This window comes from Clostridium lentum (genome assembly GCF_014287815.1).
In the GTDB taxonomy this organism is placed as follows: Bacteria; Bacillota; Clostridia; order Clostridiales; family Clostridiaceae; genus Clostridium; species Clostridium lentum.
Genome location: NZ_JACOOQ010000003.1, coordinates 96402 through 117735 on the forward strand (window position 1 = coordinate 96402; position 21334 = coordinate 117735).

Sequence of the window (21334 nt, forward strand, 5' to 3'; positions counted from 1 at the left end):
ACATTAAAAATATGCAGTGATATAATTAAAAAGTGAAAGTGAGATAAAAGGGGGGAGCAAAACTTTGAGTATAAAAGTAGAAAAAATTAATAAAATTATTGATAATAAAGAAATATACATATATTCATTAAGCAATGAAAACGGATTGACTGCAAGAATAATGAATTATGGTGGAGTTATTTTATCATTAGACATTCCAGATAAAAATGGAGATAAAAGAGATGTAGTTTTAGGCTTTGATTATTTAGATGATTATACAACAAGTACTGTATATTTTGGAGCGTTAGTAGGACGTTGTGCTAACAGAATACAAGAAGCTGTAATAAAAATTGATGGAAAGGAATACAACCTAGTAAAGAATGATGGAAATAATCATCTTCATGGTGGAAAGAAGGGCTTTGATAAACAGGTTTGGAACTCTACAATTAAAGAAGATAAACAAGGTGAATATCTTGAGCTAACTTATTTAAGCAAAGATAAAGAAGAAAATTACCCAGGAAATTTAAATGTTACAGTAAATTACAGATTAAATAATAAAAATGAGCTTGTAATAGAATATAAAGCTAAAAGTGACAAGGATACAGTGGTGAACCTAACTAATCACTCATATTTTAACTTGGCTGGACAAGAGTCAGGAGACATATTAAATCATAAGTTAAAGATATATGGTAGTTATATAACTACAGCTGATGAAGAAAGTATTCCTAGGGGAGAAATTAGAAATATAAAAAATACTCCAATGGACTTTACAGAATTTAGAGTAGTTGGACAAAACATAGATGATGATTATGATCAATTAAACAATGGTCATGGATATGATCATAACTGGATTATAGATGGAGAAGAAGGAAATCTAAATATTGTAGCAGAAGTGATAGAAGATACTTCAGGTATAAAAATGGATGTTTATAGTACAATGCCAGGAGTACAATTTTATACTGGAAACTTTTTAGAAGGACAAAAAGGAAAGAATGGAGTTGTGTATAGAAGAAGAGCTGGTTTATGCTTAGAAACTCAGTATTATCCAAATGCATTAGCAAATCCGGAATTTCCAAGTACTATACTTAAGGCTGGTGAAGAATATAACCACACTACTATTTATAAATTTACTACTAAGTAGTAGATTTATAAATAATAATTGAAAATAAAAAAATGGATTATTATCCCTTATCAATTAAAAAAAGCCATTACGATGTTAATCGTAATGGCTTTTTTTATGCTTTCTACACTCTTTACATATGCCATATATTTCTAGCTTATGTCCTGTTATTTCAAAATCTAAATTATCTTCTAATTCACTTTCATATTTTGAAAGTGGACAATTTTCTAAAGGAAATATTTTTTTGCAGGATGTACAAACTAAATGGTGTTTATGCTTTAATGTATTTATTTCATAAAAAGTTTTGTTAGTATCACCAAGTACATATTTAATTATTAAATTATTATCTGCTAAAGTATCAAGTATTCTATATACAGATGATAAATTTATGGATATGCCTTGTTCTTTTAGCTTTAAAAAGATATCTTCTGCTGTTAAAGGCTGATTTTCAATTTCTAAAACTTCTAAAAGTGAGTTTCTATGCTTTGTAACTTTTAAGCCTTTTTTCTTTAGCGCTGTAGTAAAATCAGTTTTTGTTTGCAAACTTAAATCCTCCAAATTTTTATATAATTATTGCTAATTACTTATATTATATAAACTTTTTCTTTAAAATTAAAGTTATGAAAAATACCACAGAAGAAACTAAAACTATAGTTGCTCCAGTAACTGTATTTAAGTAATAAGATAATATAAGGCCTGTTATACCTGAAAATAATGCAATAATCATAGAAAATAAATTATATTGTCTTACATTTTTAGCAATATTTCTAGCAGAAGCTCCTGGAAGTACTAATAAGGAGTTAATAATAAGAAGTCCTACCCAGCTTACAGTAAGTGTTACAACTACAGCAATAGTACATGTAAATAGGATTTCTATTAATAATGTATTGATACCACGACTATTTGCTAGAGAAGTATTTAAACTAGTTATAAGTAGCTTATTAAAAATAAAATACCATAAAATAATTACTGCTACAAATACAATGATAAGCAGTATTATTTCAGAGCTAGTAATGCTAAGTAAGTCACCAACTAGATATGAAGAAAATTTACTAAGGCTACTAGAATAACTCATAAGTACTAATCCTAAAGCAATGGCTGTAGATGAAAATACTCCAATGATAGTATCGGTGGATGAAGCCCCTTTATTTTTAATTACAGTAATTGTTATGGCAAAGCAAATTGAAAATAATGTTGCACCCCACATTGGATTTAAACCACCAAAAAGAATACCAAGAGCAATTCCAGTAAAAGCACCATGCCCTAAGGAATCAGCAAAGAAGGACATTTTGTTATTAACAACCATAGTACTAAGAAACCCAAAAAGTGGAGTTACTATTAATACTGCCAGTAAGGCATTTTTCATAAAAGTATATGATAGCCATTGAAATGGTAAAAGTGTATCCATCAAGTTATAAATAAAATCAAACATTGTTATAGTCCTCCTGATGTAGATGATTTATCATTGTAATTTAAACTAAAGAGCTTTTTAGTGGCTGGATTATTAAATACTTGAGCAGGAGTGCCTGAACATACTACTGTACCATTAATAAGAGCTACTCTGTCAGAGTACTTATAAACCAAATCAAGATCGTGAGAAACTAAGATAATAGATAAATCATAATTTTTTTTTATTTCCATCAGTATATGATAAAAAAGTTCAGTTCCATTTTGATCTACACCTGAAATAGGTTCGTCCAGTAATAAGATATTAGGTATTGGATCTAAAGCTAAAGCAAGCAAAACCCTCTGCATTTCTCCACCAGATAAAGCTCCCAGTCTTCTGTCAATTAAATGTGAAGCTTTTACTTTACATAGGCTTTCGTAGACTTCATTTCTAATTTTCTTTTTAGGGTTAAAGATAGATGGTCTAGGAGATTTACAAGAAGTAAATAAATCTAAAACACTTATTGGTGAATTAGCATCAAAAGTAAGATATTGAGGTACATAACCAATTATAGGTTGATGAAATGCCACATCATTTGTACCAAGAAATTTTAAGCTTCCTTGATGTTTAATTTCACCTAATAATGCTTTTAAAAGTGTGCTTTTTCCAGCTCCGTTTGGACCAATAAGAGAAGTTAATTCTCCACAATGAATATGGAGATTAACGTTATCTAAAATCTTGTTACTACCAAGGGTTACAGAAAAGTTTTCAATTTTAGTACAGCAAAAGTTCTTACAGCTTTCATTAATGTTAGAAAAGTTATTTTTATTTATCATTTTAAGGCCTCTTTCAAAGTATTTAAATTTTCTTGCATTTTGATAATATAGTCGTTATAGGCTTTTTCATTGGAATCGCCAGTTACAATTGGATCAAGAGTATATATAGAAGCGCCAGTTTCTTTAGCAATTGTGTCAGCAATTTTTGAAGAATATTGAGGTTCTGTAAATAGAGCTTTAATATTTTTTTCATTAATTATTGAAATAATATTTTCTACTTCTTTAGCAGATGGTTCAGAGTCTGGTTCGATTTCTATTACGCCTACAATATTAAGACCAAATTCCTCAGCAAAATAAGGAAAGGCTTCATGAAAAGTTATAATATCTTTATGAGCTATATTGTCTAAAGTTGAGTGCATTTCAGTTTTTAAGTTTTCAAGTTTTGCAATATATTCATTGGCATTATCTTGATATTCATTAGCATGATTTGGATCTAAAGAAGAAAGTTCTTCAGCTATATTAGAAACTTCTTCAATATTCTTAGAGATACTTACCCAAACGTGAGGATTAACATCGTGATCATGATCTTCATGGTCATGGTCTTCTGTGTGATCATCATGCTCTGTATCTTCAATTAAATCAATTCCTTTACTGGCTTCAATTATTTTTAAATCAGAATATTCATCTATAACATCATCTAAAAATGATTCCATTCCTGCACCATTAATTATTAATATATCGGCATTGCTTAAAGTTTTTAAATCTTTTGTAGAAAGACTGTAATCATGAAGGCAACCAGTTTGAGAAGTTGTCATATTTAGAACTTCTACATTTGGAATATCTTTAACTATGTTTAAAGTAGATATATACATTGGATAAAAAGAAGTAACAATGGTTAATTTATTATTAGATTCTGTAGAATTATTAGATTTTGCTGAATTATTGCAGCCTGTAAGAAACAGAGATACTAGAATAATTATGGTTAAAATTTTTGTTAATGTAGTTTTCATTAATATCCTCCTAAATTCAAATAAGAATAGTTTGCATTTGCATATATAATATTATAAACTAAAAAGAGGAATTTTAGAACAAAAAAGTAAAAAATAATAAATAATATAATGATTTTACGAATGATAAACATTAACTATAAATGAATATTCGATAAAACTATTGAAAAAATATAAAAATATGATATTATAATTTAGTATTCAGCGAAATAAAAGAAAAGGAAGATAAAAAATGGAAAGATTTTTTAAACTTAAAGAAAATAATACGAATGTTAGACAAGAAGTTGTAGCAGGGATTACTACATTTATGACAATGGCATACATACTAATAGTAAATCCTACAATTTTATCAGCAGCAGGAATGGATTCAGGGGCTGTTTTTACAGCAACAGCATTATCATCTATAGTGGCAACATTAATTATGGGTATATATGCAAAGTTACCATTTGCTCAAGCTCCAGGTATGGGATTAAATGCTTTTTTTGCATATACAGTAGTATTACAAATGGGATATTCATTTGAGTTTGCACTAACAGCAGTTTTATTAGAAGGTTTAATTTTTATATTGTTAACATTATTTAATGTACGTGAAGCAATAGTTGATTCTATTCCAGTTAATATAAAGAAAGCTATTTCAATAGGAATTGGTTTATTTATAGCTCTATTAGGGCTTGAAGCAGCTGGAGTAGTAATTGGTGATGGAGCTACAATACTAGCATTAGGTGATGTAAGAAATAACACGATTCTTCTATCATTAATTGGTATACTAATCACTGGTATATTAGTAGCAAGAAAAGTTAAAGGTGCATTATTCTTAGGAATGATTATTACAACAATCATTGGTATTCCTATGGGAGTAATTGAGTTACCTAACTCTATAGTAAGTATTCCACCATCAATTAGTTCTACATTTATGAAATTTGAATGGCATAATATTTTTTCATTTGATATGGTAATAGTATTATTCACATTATTATTTATGGATATGTTTGATACAATTGGAACATTGGTAGGAGTGGCTACAAAAGCAAATATGCTTGATGAGAATGGTAGAGTTAAGAACATTAAAAAAGCTTTATTTGCTGATGCAATTGGTACAACAGTAGGAGCTTGTTTAGGAACAAGTACTGTAAGTACTTTTGTTGAAAGTGCATCTGGAGTTGCTGAAGGAGGAAGAACTGGTCTTACAGCAGTATCTACAGCAGGAATGTTCTGTTTAGCATTATTCTTTGCACCATTATTTGGAATGGTTACACCAGCAGTTACAGCGTCAGCTTTAGTTATAGTTGGATTATTTATGATTGAAAATATCAAGGACATAAATTTAGAAGATTATACAGAAGCTATTCCAGCTTTCCTTACAATAATAATGATGCCTTTTGCATATTCTATAGCAGATGGGATTGCCTTTGGAGTGCTATCATATATAGGAATAAAAGCATTTTCTGGAAAAATAAAAGAAATAACAATACCTACATGGATAATTGGAGTAGTGTTCATACTAAAATTTATTTTGATACATTAAAATATATAGAATTAAAAATAGACACATTAGTTGATATAAAACCAACTAATGTGTCTATTTTTATTACTTTAATTTAAATGAAAAAATAATATTTATATATTGCTATATTATTTCAATGAAAGCATATACCTAAAATTATGTTATTTTAGGTATTAAATTTAAAATGTTATCAATTGATTCAGAAAGAAGATTTAATTCAGCTTCATCTAAAACTTTTATTTTATTATAGATGTTATTTTTAACTTGAGCTTCTAAAGATTTAAATAAATTGCATGCTGATTTTGTGTGTTTAATTAATATAACTCTTCTATCATTATCATCACAATATCTTTCAACATAGCCATCGTTTACTAATTTATCAATAATTGGAGTCATATTAGGTTTAGATATTGATAAATCTTTAGCTACTTTTGAAATAGGATTTGCTCCGTTATGTATTAAATAAAATAAAACTTTAGCATGAGATGAAGGAAGATTTAATGATTTTAAAGCATCATTTGGATTAAAAACTCGTCTATTTAGAGATAATAAAAGTATGTATAAATTATTAGGTATATGGTCTATAGAATTCATAAGTTACCTCCTGAGTTTCTTAATATTATCATTATAATCTAATGTATAAAAATTTACAATAAAATAGTGATAAAAATATAATTATTATATAAATATAATAAAATCTATTGACGGAAAAAGGTTATAAAAATATAATAGTTATTAAATAATAAGTTTAATGCATAAGGAGAATAAAGCAATGAAAAAATTACTAAAATATTTAAGGCCTTTTGCAGGAGCTATAATAGTTGCAATAATGCTATTATTTGTTCAAGCAATAAGTGATTTATCACTGCCAAGCTATATGTCTAATATAGTTAATATTGGAATACAGCAAAAGGGTATCGAAGATGCAGTACCAAAAGCAATAAAATCTTCTGAACTAAATAAGTTATTATTATTTACTAATAGTGACGATAAAAAAGTGGTTGAAGATAATTATAAGCTCATAAGGAAAAAAGAATTATCTAATGATGATTATGAAAAATATATAAAACAATATCCAGAGTTAGCCAATGAGGATATATACGTATTAGATACTAAGAGTAAAGATGTAAAAAGGAAATTGAATGAGATTCTAGGTAGACCTATGCTAATAACATCTCTATTTGAAAGTGGAGATGCTACTAAAGTTATGGGGGATTCTGGTAATGTTATGGCTGCACCTGAAGGTGTTGATATGGCAAATATGGATCCTTTCATGATGTTATCTAATATGCCAGAAGAGCAAGTTTTAGAAATTATTAAGGGAATTAATGAAAAATTAGATGAAATGCCTGAAAGTATGGTTACTCAATCAGCAGTTACATATGTTAGGGAACAATATAAAGAGTTAGGTATAGATATTGATAAAGTACAGACAAATTATTTATTTATGGCAGGTGCTAAGATGCTAGGAGTTGCTTTAATAGGAACTATTGCAGCAGTAATAGTTACATTTATAGCAGCAAGAATAGCAGCAGCATTAGGAAGAAATTTAAGAAAAGATGTATTTAATAAGGTTGTAGGTTTCTCCAATGCTGAATTTGATAGATTCTCAACAGCATCACTTATTACAAGAACTACTAACGATATTCAGCAAATTATGATGTTGATAGTTATGGGACTTAGAATAGTATTTTATGCACCTATATTAGGAATAGGTGGTATAGTAAAAGTAGTTAAGAGTGGAGCTGGAATGGGATGGGTTATAGTAGTGGCTGTAGTATCTATCTTATCTTTAGTGGCAGTGTTATTTGTATTTGCAATTCCTAAATTTAAAATGGTACAAAAGCTAGTGGATAAATTAAACCTAGTAACAAGAGAAAGTTTAACAGGAATGCTTGTAATAAGAGCTTTTAGCACAGAAAAGTATGAAGAAGAAAAATTTGAAAGAGCTAACATGAATTTAACAAAGACAAATCTTTTTGTTAATAGAGCAATGTCTATGATGATGCCTTTAATGATGTTCATTATGAATGGAGTAACGCTTTTAATAGTATGGGTAGGTTCTCATAGAGTTGATTCCGGTGTAATGCAAGTTGGAGATATGATGGCATTTATGCAATACGTTATGCAAATAATTATGGCATTTTTGATGATTTCAATGGTATCAGTTATTTTACCAAGAGCATTAGTTTCAGCAGGACGTGTATCAGAAGTTTTAAATACTGATATTGCCATAAAGAATATTGAAAATCCAGTTAGCTTTAAAGTAGAAGAAAAAGGTGAAATTGAATTTAAAAATGTTTCATTCAAATATCCAGGGGCAGATGAATATATATTAAAAGATATTAATTTCAAAACTAAATCTGGAGAAACTACAGCTTTTATAGGAAGCACAGGTAGCGGTAAATCAACACTTATTAATTTAATTCCACGTTTTTATGATGTTACTAGTGGTGAAATTTTAATTGATGGAGAAAATATTAAAAATGTTTCATTACATGACTTAAGAGAAAAAATAGGTTTTGTTCCACAAAAAGGGATGCTTTTTTCAGGGACTATTGAATCTAACTTAAAGTATGGTGGAGAACATATAAGTGATGAATATATGCATAAAGCAGCTGAAATAGCTCAAGCAACAGAATTTATTTCTAGCAAAGAAAGTGGATTTAACACAGAGATTTCTCAAGGTGGTACTAATGTATCAGGAGGGCAAAAACAAAGATTAGCTATTGCTAGAGCACTGGCTAAGAATTCAGAGATATTTATATTTGATGATAGTTTTTCAGCTTTAGACTTTAAGACAGATGCTAAATTAAGAAAAGCTATAAATGAAGAATTAAGTGATAGTACGCTATTAATAGTAGCTCAAAGAATCAGTACAATAATGAATGCTGATCAGATATTAGTGCTAGATGAGGGGAAAGTTGTAGGGAAAGGAACTCACAAAGAGCTTATGGAAAATTGTGAAGTTTATAGACAGATAGCTTTATCACAACTTTCAAAGGAGGAGCTTCAAGATGAGTAATGATCAAAGAAAAATGAGAGGTCCCATGGGAGGACCTATGGGCGGTATAAGAGCTGGTGGTGAAAAAGCCAAAGATTTTAAGAAGACTATGAAATCTTTAATGTCTTATTTAAAGCCTTATAGATTGATGATAACAATAGTAATAATATTTGCCATAGGTTCAGCAGCATTTTCAATTGTAGGACCTAAGATATTAGGAAGGGCAACAACAGCTTTATTTGAAGGTTTAGTTAGCAAAGTTACAGGTCAGGCTGGAGCAGGAATTGATTTTGGATATATAGGACAAATAGTAATAGTATTATTGGTTCTATATGTGATAAGTACTGTTTTTTCATTGATACAAGGTTTTGCAATGTCAGGAATAGCACAAAAGGTTTCTTATAAGATGAGAAAAGAAATATCAGAAAAAATTAATAGAATGCCTTTAAAGTATTTCGATACTAAAACTCATGGAGAAGTGTTATCAAGAGTTACTAATGATGTTGATACAGTAAGCCAGACGCTAAATCAAAGTATGTCACAAATAATAACTTCAGCAACAACTTTAATTGGTGTACTTATTATGATGTTTTCAATCAATTGGGTAATGACATTGGTAGCATTATTAATAATACCAGTATCCTTAGGGCTTATATCAGTAGTTGTTAAGAAATCACAAAGATACTTTAAAAGTCAACAAGAATATTTAGGACATGTAAATGGTCAAGTTGAAGAAGTGTACTCAGGACACAATATAGTAAAGGCCTTTAATTCAGAAGAAAGAGAAATTAATACATTTAATGATTTAAATGATACTCTTTATAAGAGTGCTTGGAAATCTCAATTTTTATCAGGGCTTATGCAACCAATAATGATGTTTGTTGGGAATTTAGGATATGTTTTAGTATCAATTATTGGGGGATTTTTAGCCATCAAAGGATCTATAGAAGTGGGTGATATTCAAGCTTTTATTCAATATGTGAGATCTTTTACACAACCTATAGCACAAACAGCACAAATTGCTAATGTTCTTCAATCTACAGCAGCTGCCGCTGAAAGAGTTTTTGAATTCTTAGATGAAGAGGAAGAAGTTAAAGATGTGGAAAATCCTATAAGTACTAAAGAAATTATTGGTGAAGTGGAATTTAACCATGTACATTTTGGATATAATCCAGAAAAAACAATAATTAATGATTTTACAGCAAAGGTTAAACCTGGGCAAAGAGTGGCTATAGTAGGACCTACAGGAGCTGGTAAGACTACTATGGTTAAGCTGTTAATGAGATTCTATGAAGTTAATGAAGGAAATATAACTATAGATGGACATAATATAAAGGACTTCAGTAGAAGCGATTTAAGAAAGATGTTTGGTATGGTATTACAAGATACTTGGTTATTTAATGGCAGTATAATGGATAACTTGAGATATGGAAGATTGGATGCCAGTGATGAAGAAGTTAAGAGAGCTGCTAAAGCAGCCCATGTAGACTCATTTATCAAAACACTTCCAGATGGATATAATATGGAATTAAATGAAGAAGCAAGTAACGTATCACAAGGGCAAAAACAACTTTTAACTATAGCAAGAGCAATACTTGCAGATCCTAAAATACTTATTCTAGATGAGGCTACAAGTTCTGTTGATACAAGGACAGAATTGCTTATACAAAAAGCTATGGATAAATTAATGGAAGGAAGAACAAGCTTTATTATAGCTCATAGATTATCAACTATAAGAGATGCAGATTTAATATTAGTGATGAAAGATGGAGATATTATTGAACAAGGAAATCACCATGAGTTATTAGAAAAAGGCGGGTTCTATGCATCACTATATAATAGTCAGTTTGAAAATGCATAATATATATAAAATACCTAAAGTTTATTCTTTAGGTATTTTTTTCATAAAATATGGTATAATGTAAAAAGCAGTCGAAATGAAAGGGAAATTTGTTGGAATGAATTTAAAAAGTAAATATTTAATTATAATTTTAGCAGTAATTATTATTAAAATTAATTTCAGTATTAATGTTAAAGCTGAAGAATATAGCAGATTTAACAATATATCCATTGAAGATGGTTTGAGTCAAGCTACTGTTGAAACCATGATGCAGGATAGCAAAGGCTATATATGGCTAGGAACGAATGATGGGTTAGATAGATATAATGGATATACATTTAAAAAATATACATATGAAAAAGGGAAGAAAAATAGTTTAGTAAATGGTTATATTTTAGATATTAAAGAGGATGATGAAGGAAACATATGGGTTGCCACGGCAATAGGTATAAGTAAGATATATAATGATGGAGAAACGGTACAGAATTATACCAGTGATAGCGAATCAGGTAATTTATCTGATGATAATACTTGTATCATTTTAATATCGAGTTCTAATAAAATTTATGTTGGAACAGCTGAAGGAATAAATTTATATGATAAAAAAACAGATAAATTTAATTTAATATATCCAGAATTAAAAGAAGAATATATCAATTCTTTAACAGAAGATAAGTATGGCAATATATGGGCTGGTACTGAAAATGGGTTATATAAGATAAATGTTGATACCAATGTTATTGAGAGATTTGAAAGTACTGATGATGTAAATACCATAAGTGAAAATTATATTTATAAGGTTTATTATGATGGAGATAAGCACATATGGATAGGAACTTATGATAATGGATTTTGTAAATTAAATATTGAAAATAATAAAGTAACTAGATATTCACTAACAAGAGAGGATGGCACAATAAGAGGAGCCTTTGTTAAAAACTTTTTGAAAGATAGTAAAGGAAATATGTGGATATGTACCGATGAAGGTGTAGTATTATTTGAGGTAGATAAAAATATATTTACATGGTATGAAAACAAAGTTCATGATCCTCACAGTTTAATAGATAATAACACATTTTCTATTTTAGAAGATTATAGTGGATTAATTTGGATTGGTACATATTCAGGAGTAAGTATTTTTGACCCATATAGCACCATAGGCCATTACAAGAATGATCCGTTTAATAGCAAAAGTATAAATGAAAAGGCTGTATTAGGAATTTATGAAGATGATGATGGACTGCTTTGGATAGGGACATCTTCCAGTGGAGTAAATATTTTAAATAAAGATAGAGACGTTATAGAATGCTTAACCACTGCTAATGGTTTAAGCAATAATAGAATAACAGATATAACTGGAGCTGGAGATTATATATTTATAGGTACTTATAATGGCTTAAATGTTGTAAATAGAATAACTGGTGAAATAGAGATTTATGATGAGGAAAATGGATTATACAGTAATATAGTGAAAAAGTTATTTTATGATGATTTAGGATACTTATATATAGGTAGTGCTTCAGGATTAGATGCTTTAAACTTAAATGATAGGTCAGTAATAAATTTAAATTATATATTAGAAGAAATTGGAATAAGCAGTAAAAATATTAGTGCAATATATAGGGACTCAAAGAGAAATTTTTGGCTTGGAACATTTGTAGATAACGGACTTATCAAGATTGATGCAGATACAGGGATTATAAATGTATTTAAAAACAAGGAGAATGATAGTTTAAGTTTATCCGATAATACCATAAGGTGTATAGGAGAAAATTCAAAAGGTGAGATTTGGATTGGGACAAACTTTGGATTAAATAGGTATAATGAAAAAGATGATACATTTACTTCATATACTACTAAAGATGGCTTAGCCAATAATACAATTTATGGTATATTATTTGATGATAAAGATAATCCATGGGTAAGTACAAATTTAGGTATAGCTAAAATTAATATAGATACTAATGTCATAAATAATTTAAATATAACAGATGGTTTGCAAAGTAATGAGTTTAATGGCAATTCATATTTTAAAACAAAGAAAGGTGAATTTATTTTTGGAGGAATTAATGGTTTTAATTTATTTATTCCTGATGAAGTTGTAATTAAAGGCCCAAACTTAAATATTGTTTTTGATGATTTTGAAGTTAATGGAAGTAGTAGAAAGAGTATAAATAATCAAGTCTTTAAGTTTTCAGAAAATAATATAAGAGTGAGTTTTTTCCTTCCAGATTATAAAAGTATGAGAAATATACAGTATTATTATACTTTAAATGAGGAAGAAGATGGTTGGATACCTCTTAGAAATAATTATGTTAATTTAGCTAATTTAGCACCAGGAAATTATGAATTAAAGGTAACAGCAAGGTCAGCAGATGGAAGTTACAGTGATACTCAGATAGCTCGATTCAAAATTAACCCACAAGTTTGGAAGAGTAAGGAAGCAATTTTAGTTTATATTATTATTATTATATTTTTTATTATAAATAATAGAGTTAAAATAAAAAAATTAGATAAGATGGTTATGGAGAGAACTAAGCAATTACGTAATGAAATGGAAAAGAATACTGGATTACTTAACAAAGTTATAGATTTAGAAAGAAAAAAGAATAGTTATTTTGTAAATCTATCACATGAATTAAGAACTCCTTTAAATGTAATATATTCAACACAACAGCTTATTATAGAATTGAATAAGAAAGGTATATTAAAGGAAAGACTTGATAACTATATGGATATTATAGGACGTAATAGCAAGCGATTATTGAAGATGATTAATGATATAATAGATACCTCAAAGATGGAAAGCGGATGTTATCATTTAAATATTACAGAAACGAATATTGTTTATTTAGTGGAAGAAAGTGTATTAACACTAAAAGACTATATAGAAGGAAGAGGGGTTAATCTTATAGTAGATCCTGAAATGGAGGAAAAAACTATTAATTGTGACAATGATGCAATAGAGCGATGTATAATTAATCTTGTAAGTAATGCAGCAAAATTTACCGAAGCAGGAGATAGTATAACTGTAAGGATAATAGAAGAAAAATCTCAAGTTAAAATTGAGGTTATTGATACAGGTATTGGTATTGCAGAGGAATATCATGAGACAATATTTAATAGATTTAATCAAATTATAGATGGTAATTCAGAAAAAAATGGCGGAAGTGGATTAGGACTAACTATAACAAGACAAATAATTGAGTATCATAAGGGTAAAATATATGTAGAGAGTAAAATAGGAGAAGGTAGCAAGTTTACTATAATATTGCCTGATAATTTTTAACAATTATATTTTTAGACTGATTAGTATAAAAATATAAAAAAGGCATATTTTTAGAACATAATTAAATATAATGGTCATAAAAGAAGAAATTTGCCCTAATATGAGGTTTGAAGAGTTTGGCTAAAAATTATACTATATATAAATAAAAAGGATTGGATAAATATTATTATATGACTTAAGATGAGAAAGGGGCAAACAAGGTGAATAATATTTTTAAAATTTACAAAGATGATATTAAAAAAATATTTACTAATTATGCAGCACTAATAGTATTTATAGCACTTTCTATATTACCTTCTTTATATGCCTGGTTTAATATTAAGGCAAGTTGGGATCCATATGGTAAAGAAGCAACTAGTCAAATAAAAATAGGTGTAGTAAATAAGGATAAAGGTGCAGAGCTTAAAGGTGAATTTAAAAACATAGGAAATCAGATTATAGATCAGCTAAAAGAAAATGATGTCATGGGATGGCAATTTGTAAGTGAAAAAGAAGCTGTAAAAGCCGTTGAGGAAGGTAGTTATTATGCAATGATTACTATTCCAGAAGAATTTTCTGAAAATATATTATCATTAATAACTGATGATATTAAAAAAGGAAAAATTATTTATACTGTTAATGAAAAGGTAAATGCAATAGCGCCGAAGATTACTGTTAAAGGTGCAACAGCAGTACAAGAAAATGTTAATAAAACAGTTATAGAAACGGTAAGTGATATAGTTCTTTCAACAGCGAAAGATTTAGGAATAGAAGTTGAAGGACAGCTACCTAAGTTAGATAATTTATATGATAAACTTGTGGAAATTCAATCTAAATTTAAAGATTTATATGAAACAACAGATTTAGCTTATGATGGAGTAAATAAAGTAGCTGATTTAGTAACAAATCTTCAAAATGATATTCCATTAATTACTGATACTTTAAATAGTACAAAAGGATTAGCAACAAATTTAATTGATTTTATAACTACATCTCAAGGAGAGATAAATAATATAGCACCAACAATTAAAACAGATATTGGTTTGGTAAAAGATTTAGCAGATGAAGTATCATCTTATGTAGATGTTGTTATTAATGCTATAAACACTGGTAGTGAAAATGCAAATGTATTGTTAGGAAACTTAAATACTAAAGTAAGTGGACTTAGAGATTATCTTACATCTATAAGAGTATTAGTAGAAAAAATAAATGGTCACTCACAAAATGGAGCATTATCAGATGTGCTTAATAATTTAATAACAGCTGAAAATACTTTAAATCAGCTATATAATGAAATTGAAAGTATAAAAAATTCACTAGCTAATGGAAACTTAATAGATACATCAAAACTTGAAAATGCAAAAACTGTATTAAATGATGTAAGTAATATTGCAGGAAATTTATATGAAAAATTTGATACAGAAATATTAGGAAATATAAATACAATATTAAATACAGCTAATGATAGTGCAAAAAGTGCATTAGAAATATTACAAAGAGCACAAGATAAGCTACCAAAAGTAGAAGAAATATTGACAACTGTATCTGCTTTATGTAATAAAGGTAATGAAGGAATTAAATATGCAAAAGATAATCTTCCAAGAGCAGAAGAGATTGTAAATGAGGTAACTTCTAATGTAGCTAAAATAAAAGATAGTAGCGATTTAAAAGATTTATTAAAACTAATAGCGAATAATGTTGAAGAGCGTTCTAATTATCTGACTTCACCAGTAGAGTTAGAAGAAAATTCTTTATATCCTATGAGAAATTATGGTACTGCTATGACTCCATTTTATTCAGTATTATCTCTTTGGGTAGGTATGACTTTATTAGTGTCTATGTTTAGTGTTGAGGCACATGGTGAATATAATCATATGGAAGTGTACTTTGGAAAACTATTATTATTCCTTACAATAGGAATGACACAAGCTTTAATAGTAGCATTAGGTGATTTATATTTATTAAAGATATATTGTGTAAATCCAGCATTATTTGTAACAGGAATTTTATTTACTAGTATAACATTTGTAGCTATAGTTTATTCATTAGTATCTGTATTTGGTAATGTTGGTAAGGTAACTGCAATAATATTACTTGTTTTACAAGTTGCAGGTTCAGGAGGAACATTCCCTATACAACTTACACCTAAGTTCTTCCAGATAATAAATCCATTTTTACCATTTACTTATGCTATTTCATTTGCTAGAGAATCGATAGGAGGAGTAGTTCAATCAGTACTTGTAAAAGATATAGTTATAATGTTAATTTATATAGTAGTAGCAATACTTATTTCAATATTCTTAAAGAAGCCAATAAATAATCTTCTAAGTGGATTCACTAAAAAGTTCCATGAAAGTGGATTAGGAGAGTAGTAATAAATAGTAGTAAAAATAAAAGTGCTAGATACAAAATTGTGTATCTAGTGCTTTTTTTATAAAATTAAGAATTAAATAATAAATTCCATGAAATGATAAAAGATATGGACAGGAATATGTTAAAATAAATTATAAGTATACTTTTGGAAGGGAGCTTTAATTCATGAAAAAAAATGCTGCTCAAAGAGAGTTTAAAAAATTAAAGGGACAAATAGCTAATATTGAGGATATAATAAAGCATTCTAAAGCAGGGGCTTTAGTAGAGCAGGAAACTGCACTTAGAAAGAAACTTAAAGCTTTAAAGGAAATGGAAAATCAAGGTTTTAGGGAATATAAAGAAGTAGTAATGAAATATGAAGAAGCTTTAGAAGAAGCATCTAAGAAACTCTTAGAAGATTATAATAGAAAAAATAAAACATCATTTGATTTTTATGATGTAATTGCGGGAAATTATAATTCCTTTCTTAACTCTGGATTTATGACGGTACTTACTAAGCTTCATATTCCTAAAATAGTAGGTGAAGAATTTGAAAAGAATTTCCCAGAAAATCCAAAGGATGAGTATAAACTAGCAAGAGCAATAAAGAGAAAGGTTATAATTCATTTAGGTGATACCAATACCGGAAAGACTTATAATGCCATTGAGCGCTTAAAAAGTGCAAAGAAAGGAATATATCTATCACCACTTAGAATTCTTGCTCTAGAAAATTATGAAAAGCTTAATAATGAAGGTGTTCCTTGTGATTTAATCACTGGAGAGGAAGAAATAATAAATGAAAATTCTACTCATGTTTCATGCACTATTGAAAAAGCAAATTTAAATGAAGAATATGATATAGCTGTTATTGATGAAATACAGATGATTGGTGATAGTAGAAGAGGAATGGCTTGGAGTAGAGCTTTATTAGGGTTAAGATGTAAAGAGATACATGTATGTGGAGCTTTAAATACCAAAGAGTTATTAGAAAAAATCTTAACTGATTGTAATGATGATTATGAAATAAATGAATATACAAGAAATACTCCATTGGAAGTTGAATATAAGAACTTTAGCTACAATGATACTAAAGAAGGAGATGCTATTGTGGTATTTTCTAAGAAGAGAGTTTTAGAAATAGCACAAAGCTATTCAGAGAAGGGTATTAAAGCAAGTATTATCTATGGAGATTTACCACCAGAAGTTAGAAAAATGCAGTATGCAGAATTCTTAAATAAAGAAACTAAAGTATTAATAACTACTGATGCCATAGGAATGGGGGTAAATTTACCAATAAGAAGAATTATTTTTATGTCAGTTTCTAAATATGATGGAGAGGAAGTTAGAGAACTTACATCACAGGAAGTAAAACAAGTGGCAGGAAGAGCTGGAAGAAAGGGAATATATGATGTAGGTTATGTAGCAGCTGTAGGTGGAACACAAGATTTACTTAAAGAAAAGTTAGAGATGAAGGATAAGCCTATAGAAAAGGCTGTTATAGGCCCATCAGATGCCATATTAAAGATAAAGAACTTACCATTAAATCAAAAATTGGCATTATGGAAGGATAGAGAAGAAAGCTTAGATTATTATACAAAGATGGATATAAGTGAATATTTATTAATACTTGAGAGAATTAAAAAGTATAAGTTAAAGGAAGTAGATCAGTGGAATTTAATAAAAGTTCCTTTTGATGTGTCTAGAGATGATTTAATGGAATTATTCTTATTTTATGTAGATGAACTATTTGTATTAAAATACAAAGAATTAACAAAACCTCAATGTTTTGTAGGAAATTTAGATGATTTAGAAATATATTATCAGAAGATTAATATGTATTATTCATTTTCTAAGGTATTTAATTTGGATTTTGATGTGGAATGGGTCTATAATGAAAGAAGGAGAGTAAGTGAAGACATAAATGATATTCTAGTAAGAATTTAAATTAATTAAAAGTAAATGCATTAAGATACAATGATTTATCTTAATGCATTTTATTTTTAAAATTACATTTTATATGTAAAATATTAAGTTTAGAATAATTATTAGATTCTTTTTATATAATCTAATAGTTCTTCTTCAGTTGAAGTTTCAATTAATTCGTCATTAATATAAGCAACAAATTTTTGTCCGCATTGACCGATGCATCCAACTTCAACATTTTCATCACCAACAATTGTTTTAATGGCATCGATATCAACATTAGAACAATATCTGCATATTCTTATCATAGAAAGCACCCCCTAAATATTATTTTTCTTTAGTAATAATTTTTGCTTACTATATGCCTTAAGCAAGATTATATTATAACTAAATAAAAAAAAATTCAAGTGTTTTTTATGTGATAAATAAAAAAATGCTGAAATTTATTCAGCAAGTTTTTCCCATTCTTCATAAAGAGATTCCAGCTTACTTTCAGCTGAGCGTATTTCTTTATTAACCCTATTGCTTTCTTCAGGGTTAGAATAGACGCTTTCTAGGCATAGTTGATTTTGAAGTTCTTCTAAAGTTTCTTCTAATTCGCTAATACTTTTTTCTATATTTTTAATTTGAAGTTTTAATGCCTTTGCTTCTTTATCAGCTTCTCTTTTTTTCTTTTTTTCTTCTTTTATTTGTGTTTTTGTTTTACCAGCAGCTAATTCCTCGTATTTATGGAAGCGGTTGGGGTTTTCCTTCTTTTCTTGATAATAGCTATAATTACCAAGGTATTCAGTAATTCCACCTTCCGTAAGTTCTAAAATACGATTTATAACCTTATTTAAGAAATATCTATCATGAGATATGATCATTAATGTGCCATCATATTGAAGGATGGCATCTTCTAGTGCTTCTCTAGATAGTATATCTAAGTGATTTGTAGGTTCATCAAGTAAAAGCAAGTTTGACTTAGAAAGCATAAGTTTTAATAAGTTAATTCTACATTTTTCTCCACCACTTAATTTACTTATTTCTTTAAAAACATCATCACCAGTGAATAAGAATGAGGCAAGTACACTTCTAAGCTTAGCTGTAGTCATATTAGGGAATTCATCCCAAACTTCATCTAAAATAGTTTTTGACATGTCAAGACTAGACTGCTCTTGATCGTAATAACCTACATTTACATTGGTACCTAATACTTTTAATCCGCAATCAGGTTCAATTTTATCCATTATTATTTTAAATAATGTTGTTTTTCCTCTACCATTTTCACCTATTAAAGCTACTTTTTCTCCACGTTTTAAATCTAATGAAAGATTTGTAAAAAGCATCTTATCACTATAGGATTTCTTCAAGTTTTCAATATGTAAAACATCATATCCGCTTTTAACTTGAGCTTCAAATTTTATCTTAGAGCTTTCTTTATCAGTAGGAGGAGCATCAATCTTATCCATTTTTTCTAGGGCTTTTTCTCTACTTTCTGCAGCTCTAATGCTTTTTTCACGATTGAAAGAACGGAATTTTTCAATTATAGCTTCCTGTCTTTTAATTTCTGCTTGTTGAAGATCATATGCTTTTTGTAAAGCTTCATATTTTTTCTTTCTTTGTTCAAGATATTTAGTATATGGAACATTATAAGTTTCAACGCTTCCACCGATTACTTCAAAAGTTTTATTTGTTACAGAATCAAGAAAGAATCTATCGTGGGAGATAACTAGCACAGTTCCTTTATAGCTTTTTAAGTATTCCTCTAACCAAGTTATTGCTTCTAAATCAAGATGGTTGGTAGGCTCATCAAGAAGTAGTATATCTGGTTTTCTTAAAAGAAGCTTACATAAAGCTACTCTTGTTTTTTGGCCACCACTTAGAGTAGATATTTCTTTATCAAAAAGTTCTTCTACAAAACCAAGTCCATTTAACACTCTAGATATTTCACCTTTATAAATATAACCACCTTTATGTGAATAGATGTCTTGAAGAGTAGTATAATCTTTTATTAATTTATCATGATAAGCTGCATTGCTAGCATCATAAGGCTCGTTCATTTTAACTTCTAAAGTAGCTAATCTATTTTCAATATTTAATAATTCTTCAAAGACAGATAAGGTTTCTTCATATATTGTTTTTGAAGAATCAAGAGATAAATTTTGTGATAAGTATCCAAGATTACTGGTTTTATCTATAAATACTTCACCAGAATCTTGGGAAAGCTCTTTAGTTATTATTTTAAAAAGAGTTGATTTACCTTCGCCGTTTGGGCCTATTACACCAACTTTATCTCCTTCATTTATAGAGAATGTAATGTTTTTTAATATATCTCTAATACCATAACTTTTACATATATCTTTACAACTTAAAACTATCATTATATTTAACCTCCATATTAAGTAGAGTCGTAATTATTATACTATAATAAGAAATTTAAAGCTATTGTAAAAGTAAAGTAATAATCTAAGGTGGAAAAATAATTAATGAATATTTATGAAAAATAAAATTTAGGAACTGTGTTATTTGAATATTTAATTCAATTACAACAGTTCCTAAGTTTTATTGGTAGTCTACAGTAAGAAGATATCCCAGTTTTGGAGTATCATTAAATAGACCAATTATATAAATGGTATAGAAGTTGCCATTATCAAAAGAAATATTATTTATATATTTTTTAACGCTTTCATCTGAAGCAATGGTAACTTGTAAATTATAAATTCCAGAAGAAATCATATAGTAGCCTGTAGTTTCCAAATATTCCACACTATTAAAAAGCTCCGTATTGTTAGGCAACGAAAGGCTAAGCAATGGAGAATTAGGAGAAAGATTCATAAACCTAAGGAAAGTAGATATTTTGGTGGAAGGAACATTATCATCTTTAAGTCTAAAAAGATATAAGTTATCTTGTAATGTAACCACTGATATTGTGTAATTTGCACCATGAGTGATTGCTATATCTTGAGAAAGTAATGGTTTATCATAAGTACATGCAGCATATAATTGGAATTGGTAGCTACCAGCTGGTAGAGCAGAATATTTAGTCAGTTGGCTAAAGGATACATTTCTAGCAATGAGATTACCATTGGCATATATATCAATAGCAGTAGCAGTTGGAACAGCATGAAGTATTCTAATATTAGAATCAATAACAGGTGCATTTCTATTAAATAAACTCATTTAATCACCTAC

The 21334-nt window shown here is 28.4% G+C and carries 15 protein-coding genes; 7 read left to right on the forward strand and 8 right to left on the reverse strand.

Translation table 11 applies throughout. The annotated features are described in order from the left end of the window. Positions 1–64: 64 nt before the first annotated feature. Entirely contained in the window at positions 65–1120 is a 1056-nt protein-coding gene (locus H8R92_RS02975) for an aldose epimerase family protein (RefSeq protein WP_186834684.1), read from the forward strand. Positions 1121–1195: 75 nt separating this feature from the next. Here the strand turns inward: H8R92_RS02975 and H8R92_RS02980 are convergent, their stop codons facing one another. Genes H8R92_RS02980 through H8R92_RS02995 form a run of 4 tightly spaced genes read right to left on the reverse strand, consistent with a single transcriptional unit; the run spans position 1196 to position 4272 of the window. Continuing rightward, entirely contained in the window at positions 1196–1642 is a 447-nt protein-coding gene (locus tag H8R92_RS02980; RefSeq protein WP_022211642.1) for a Fur family transcriptional regulator, read from the reverse strand. A 46-nt stretch (positions 1643–1688) separates the two neighbouring features. Continuing rightward, a complete protein-coding gene (locus H8R92_RS02985; protein ID WP_186834685.1) occupies positions 1689–2531 on the reverse strand; it encodes a metal ABC transporter permease in 843 nt (280 codons plus the stop codon). Positions 2532–2533: 2 nt separating this feature from the next. Then, positions 2534–3322 (reverse strand): metal ABC transporter ATP-binding protein, encoded by a 789-nt coding sequence (locus tag H8R92_RS02990; RefSeq protein ID WP_186834686.1) that lies wholly within the window; start codon positions 3320–3322, stop codon positions 2534–2536. After that, complete coding sequence (locus tag H8R92_RS02995) at positions 3319–4272, reverse strand: metal ABC transporter substrate-binding protein (RefSeq protein WP_186834687.1); 954 nt, start codon at positions 4270–4272, stop codon at positions 3319–3321. The genes H8R92_RS02990 and H8R92_RS02995 overlap by 4 nt, the downstream gene beginning before the upstream one ends. A gap of 229 nt (positions 4273–4501) precedes the next feature. Here H8R92_RS02995 and H8R92_RS03000 point away from each other — a divergent pair, with 229 nt between their 5' ends. Then, positions 4502–5794 carry an NCS2 family permease gene (locus tag H8R92_RS03000; RefSeq protein WP_022211638.1) on the forward strand — a complete coding sequence of 431 codons (1293 nt, stop codon included), beginning with the start codon at positions 4502–4504 and terminating at the stop codon, positions 5792–5794. Positions 5795–5929: 135 nt separating this feature from the next. Here H8R92_RS03000 and H8R92_RS03005 read toward each other — a convergent pair whose 3' ends face one another. Continuing rightward, complete coding sequence (locus tag H8R92_RS03005; protein WP_022211637.1) at positions 5930–6367, reverse strand: MarR family winged helix-turn-helix transcriptional regulator; 438 nt, start codon at positions 6365–6367, stop codon at positions 5930–5932. A 178-nt stretch (positions 6368–6545) separates the two neighbouring features. Between H8R92_RS03005 and H8R92_RS03010 the strand changes: the two genes are divergently transcribed. The 5 genes from H8R92_RS03010 to H8R92_RS03030 all read left to right on the forward strand — a co-directional run bounded on the left by H8R92_RS03010 (position 6546) and on the right by H8R92_RS03030 (position 18181). Next, positions 6546–8798, forward strand: a complete 2253-nt coding sequence (locus tag H8R92_RS03010) for an ABC transporter ATP-binding protein (protein WP_186834688.1) — start codon at positions 6546–6548, stop codon at positions 8796–8798. Further along, the gene (locus H8R92_RS03015) at positions 8791–10638 is read left to right on the forward strand and encodes an ABC transporter ATP-binding protein (protein WP_186834689.1); all 1848 of its coding nucleotides are present in this window, start codon (positions 8791–8793) and stop codon (positions 10636–10638) included. The genes H8R92_RS03010 and H8R92_RS03015 overlap by 8 nt, the downstream gene beginning before the upstream one ends. A gap of 76 nt (positions 10639–10714) precedes the next feature. Next, positions 10715–13906, forward strand: coding sequence for a ligand-binding sensor domain-containing protein (locus tag H8R92_RS03020; protein WP_186834690.1), 3192 nt, complete (start codon positions 10715–10717; stop codon positions 13904–13906). 200 nt (positions 13907–14106) lie between these two features. Then, positions 14107–16257 carry a YhgE/Pip domain-containing protein gene (locus H8R92_RS03025; protein ID WP_186834691.1) on the forward strand — a complete coding sequence of 717 codons (2151 nt, stop codon included), beginning with the start codon at positions 14107–14109 and terminating at the stop codon, positions 16255–16257. 166 nt (positions 16258–16423) lie between these two features. Further along, on the forward strand, positions 16424–18181 hold the full coding sequence (locus tag H8R92_RS03030; RefSeq protein WP_186834692.1) for a helicase-related protein: 1758 nt from the start codon (positions 16424–16426) through the stop codon (positions 18179–18181). Positions 18182–18282: 101 nt separating this feature from the next. Here H8R92_RS03030 and H8R92_RS03035 read toward each other — a convergent pair whose 3' ends face one another. The 3 genes from H8R92_RS03035 to H8R92_RS03045 form a co-directional block, all read right to left on the reverse strand. Further along, positions 18283–18468 carry a YuzB family protein gene (locus tag H8R92_RS03035; protein WP_022211632.1) on the reverse strand — a complete coding sequence of 62 codons (186 nt, stop codon included), beginning with the start codon at positions 18466–18468 and terminating at the stop codon, positions 18283–18285. A 135-nt stretch (positions 18469–18603) separates the two neighbouring features. After that, positions 18604–20523, reverse strand: coding sequence for a ribosomal protection-like ABC-F family protein (gene abc-f / locus H8R92_RS03040; protein WP_022211631.1), 1920 nt, complete (start codon positions 20521–20523; stop codon positions 18604–18606). A gap of 181 nt (positions 20524–20704) precedes the next feature. Continuing rightward, on the reverse strand, positions 20705–21322 hold the full coding sequence (locus tag H8R92_RS03045) for a DUF4397 domain-containing protein (protein WP_186834693.1): 618 nt from the start codon (positions 21320–21322) through the stop codon (positions 20705–20707). Positions 21323–21334 lie beyond the last annotated feature (12 nt).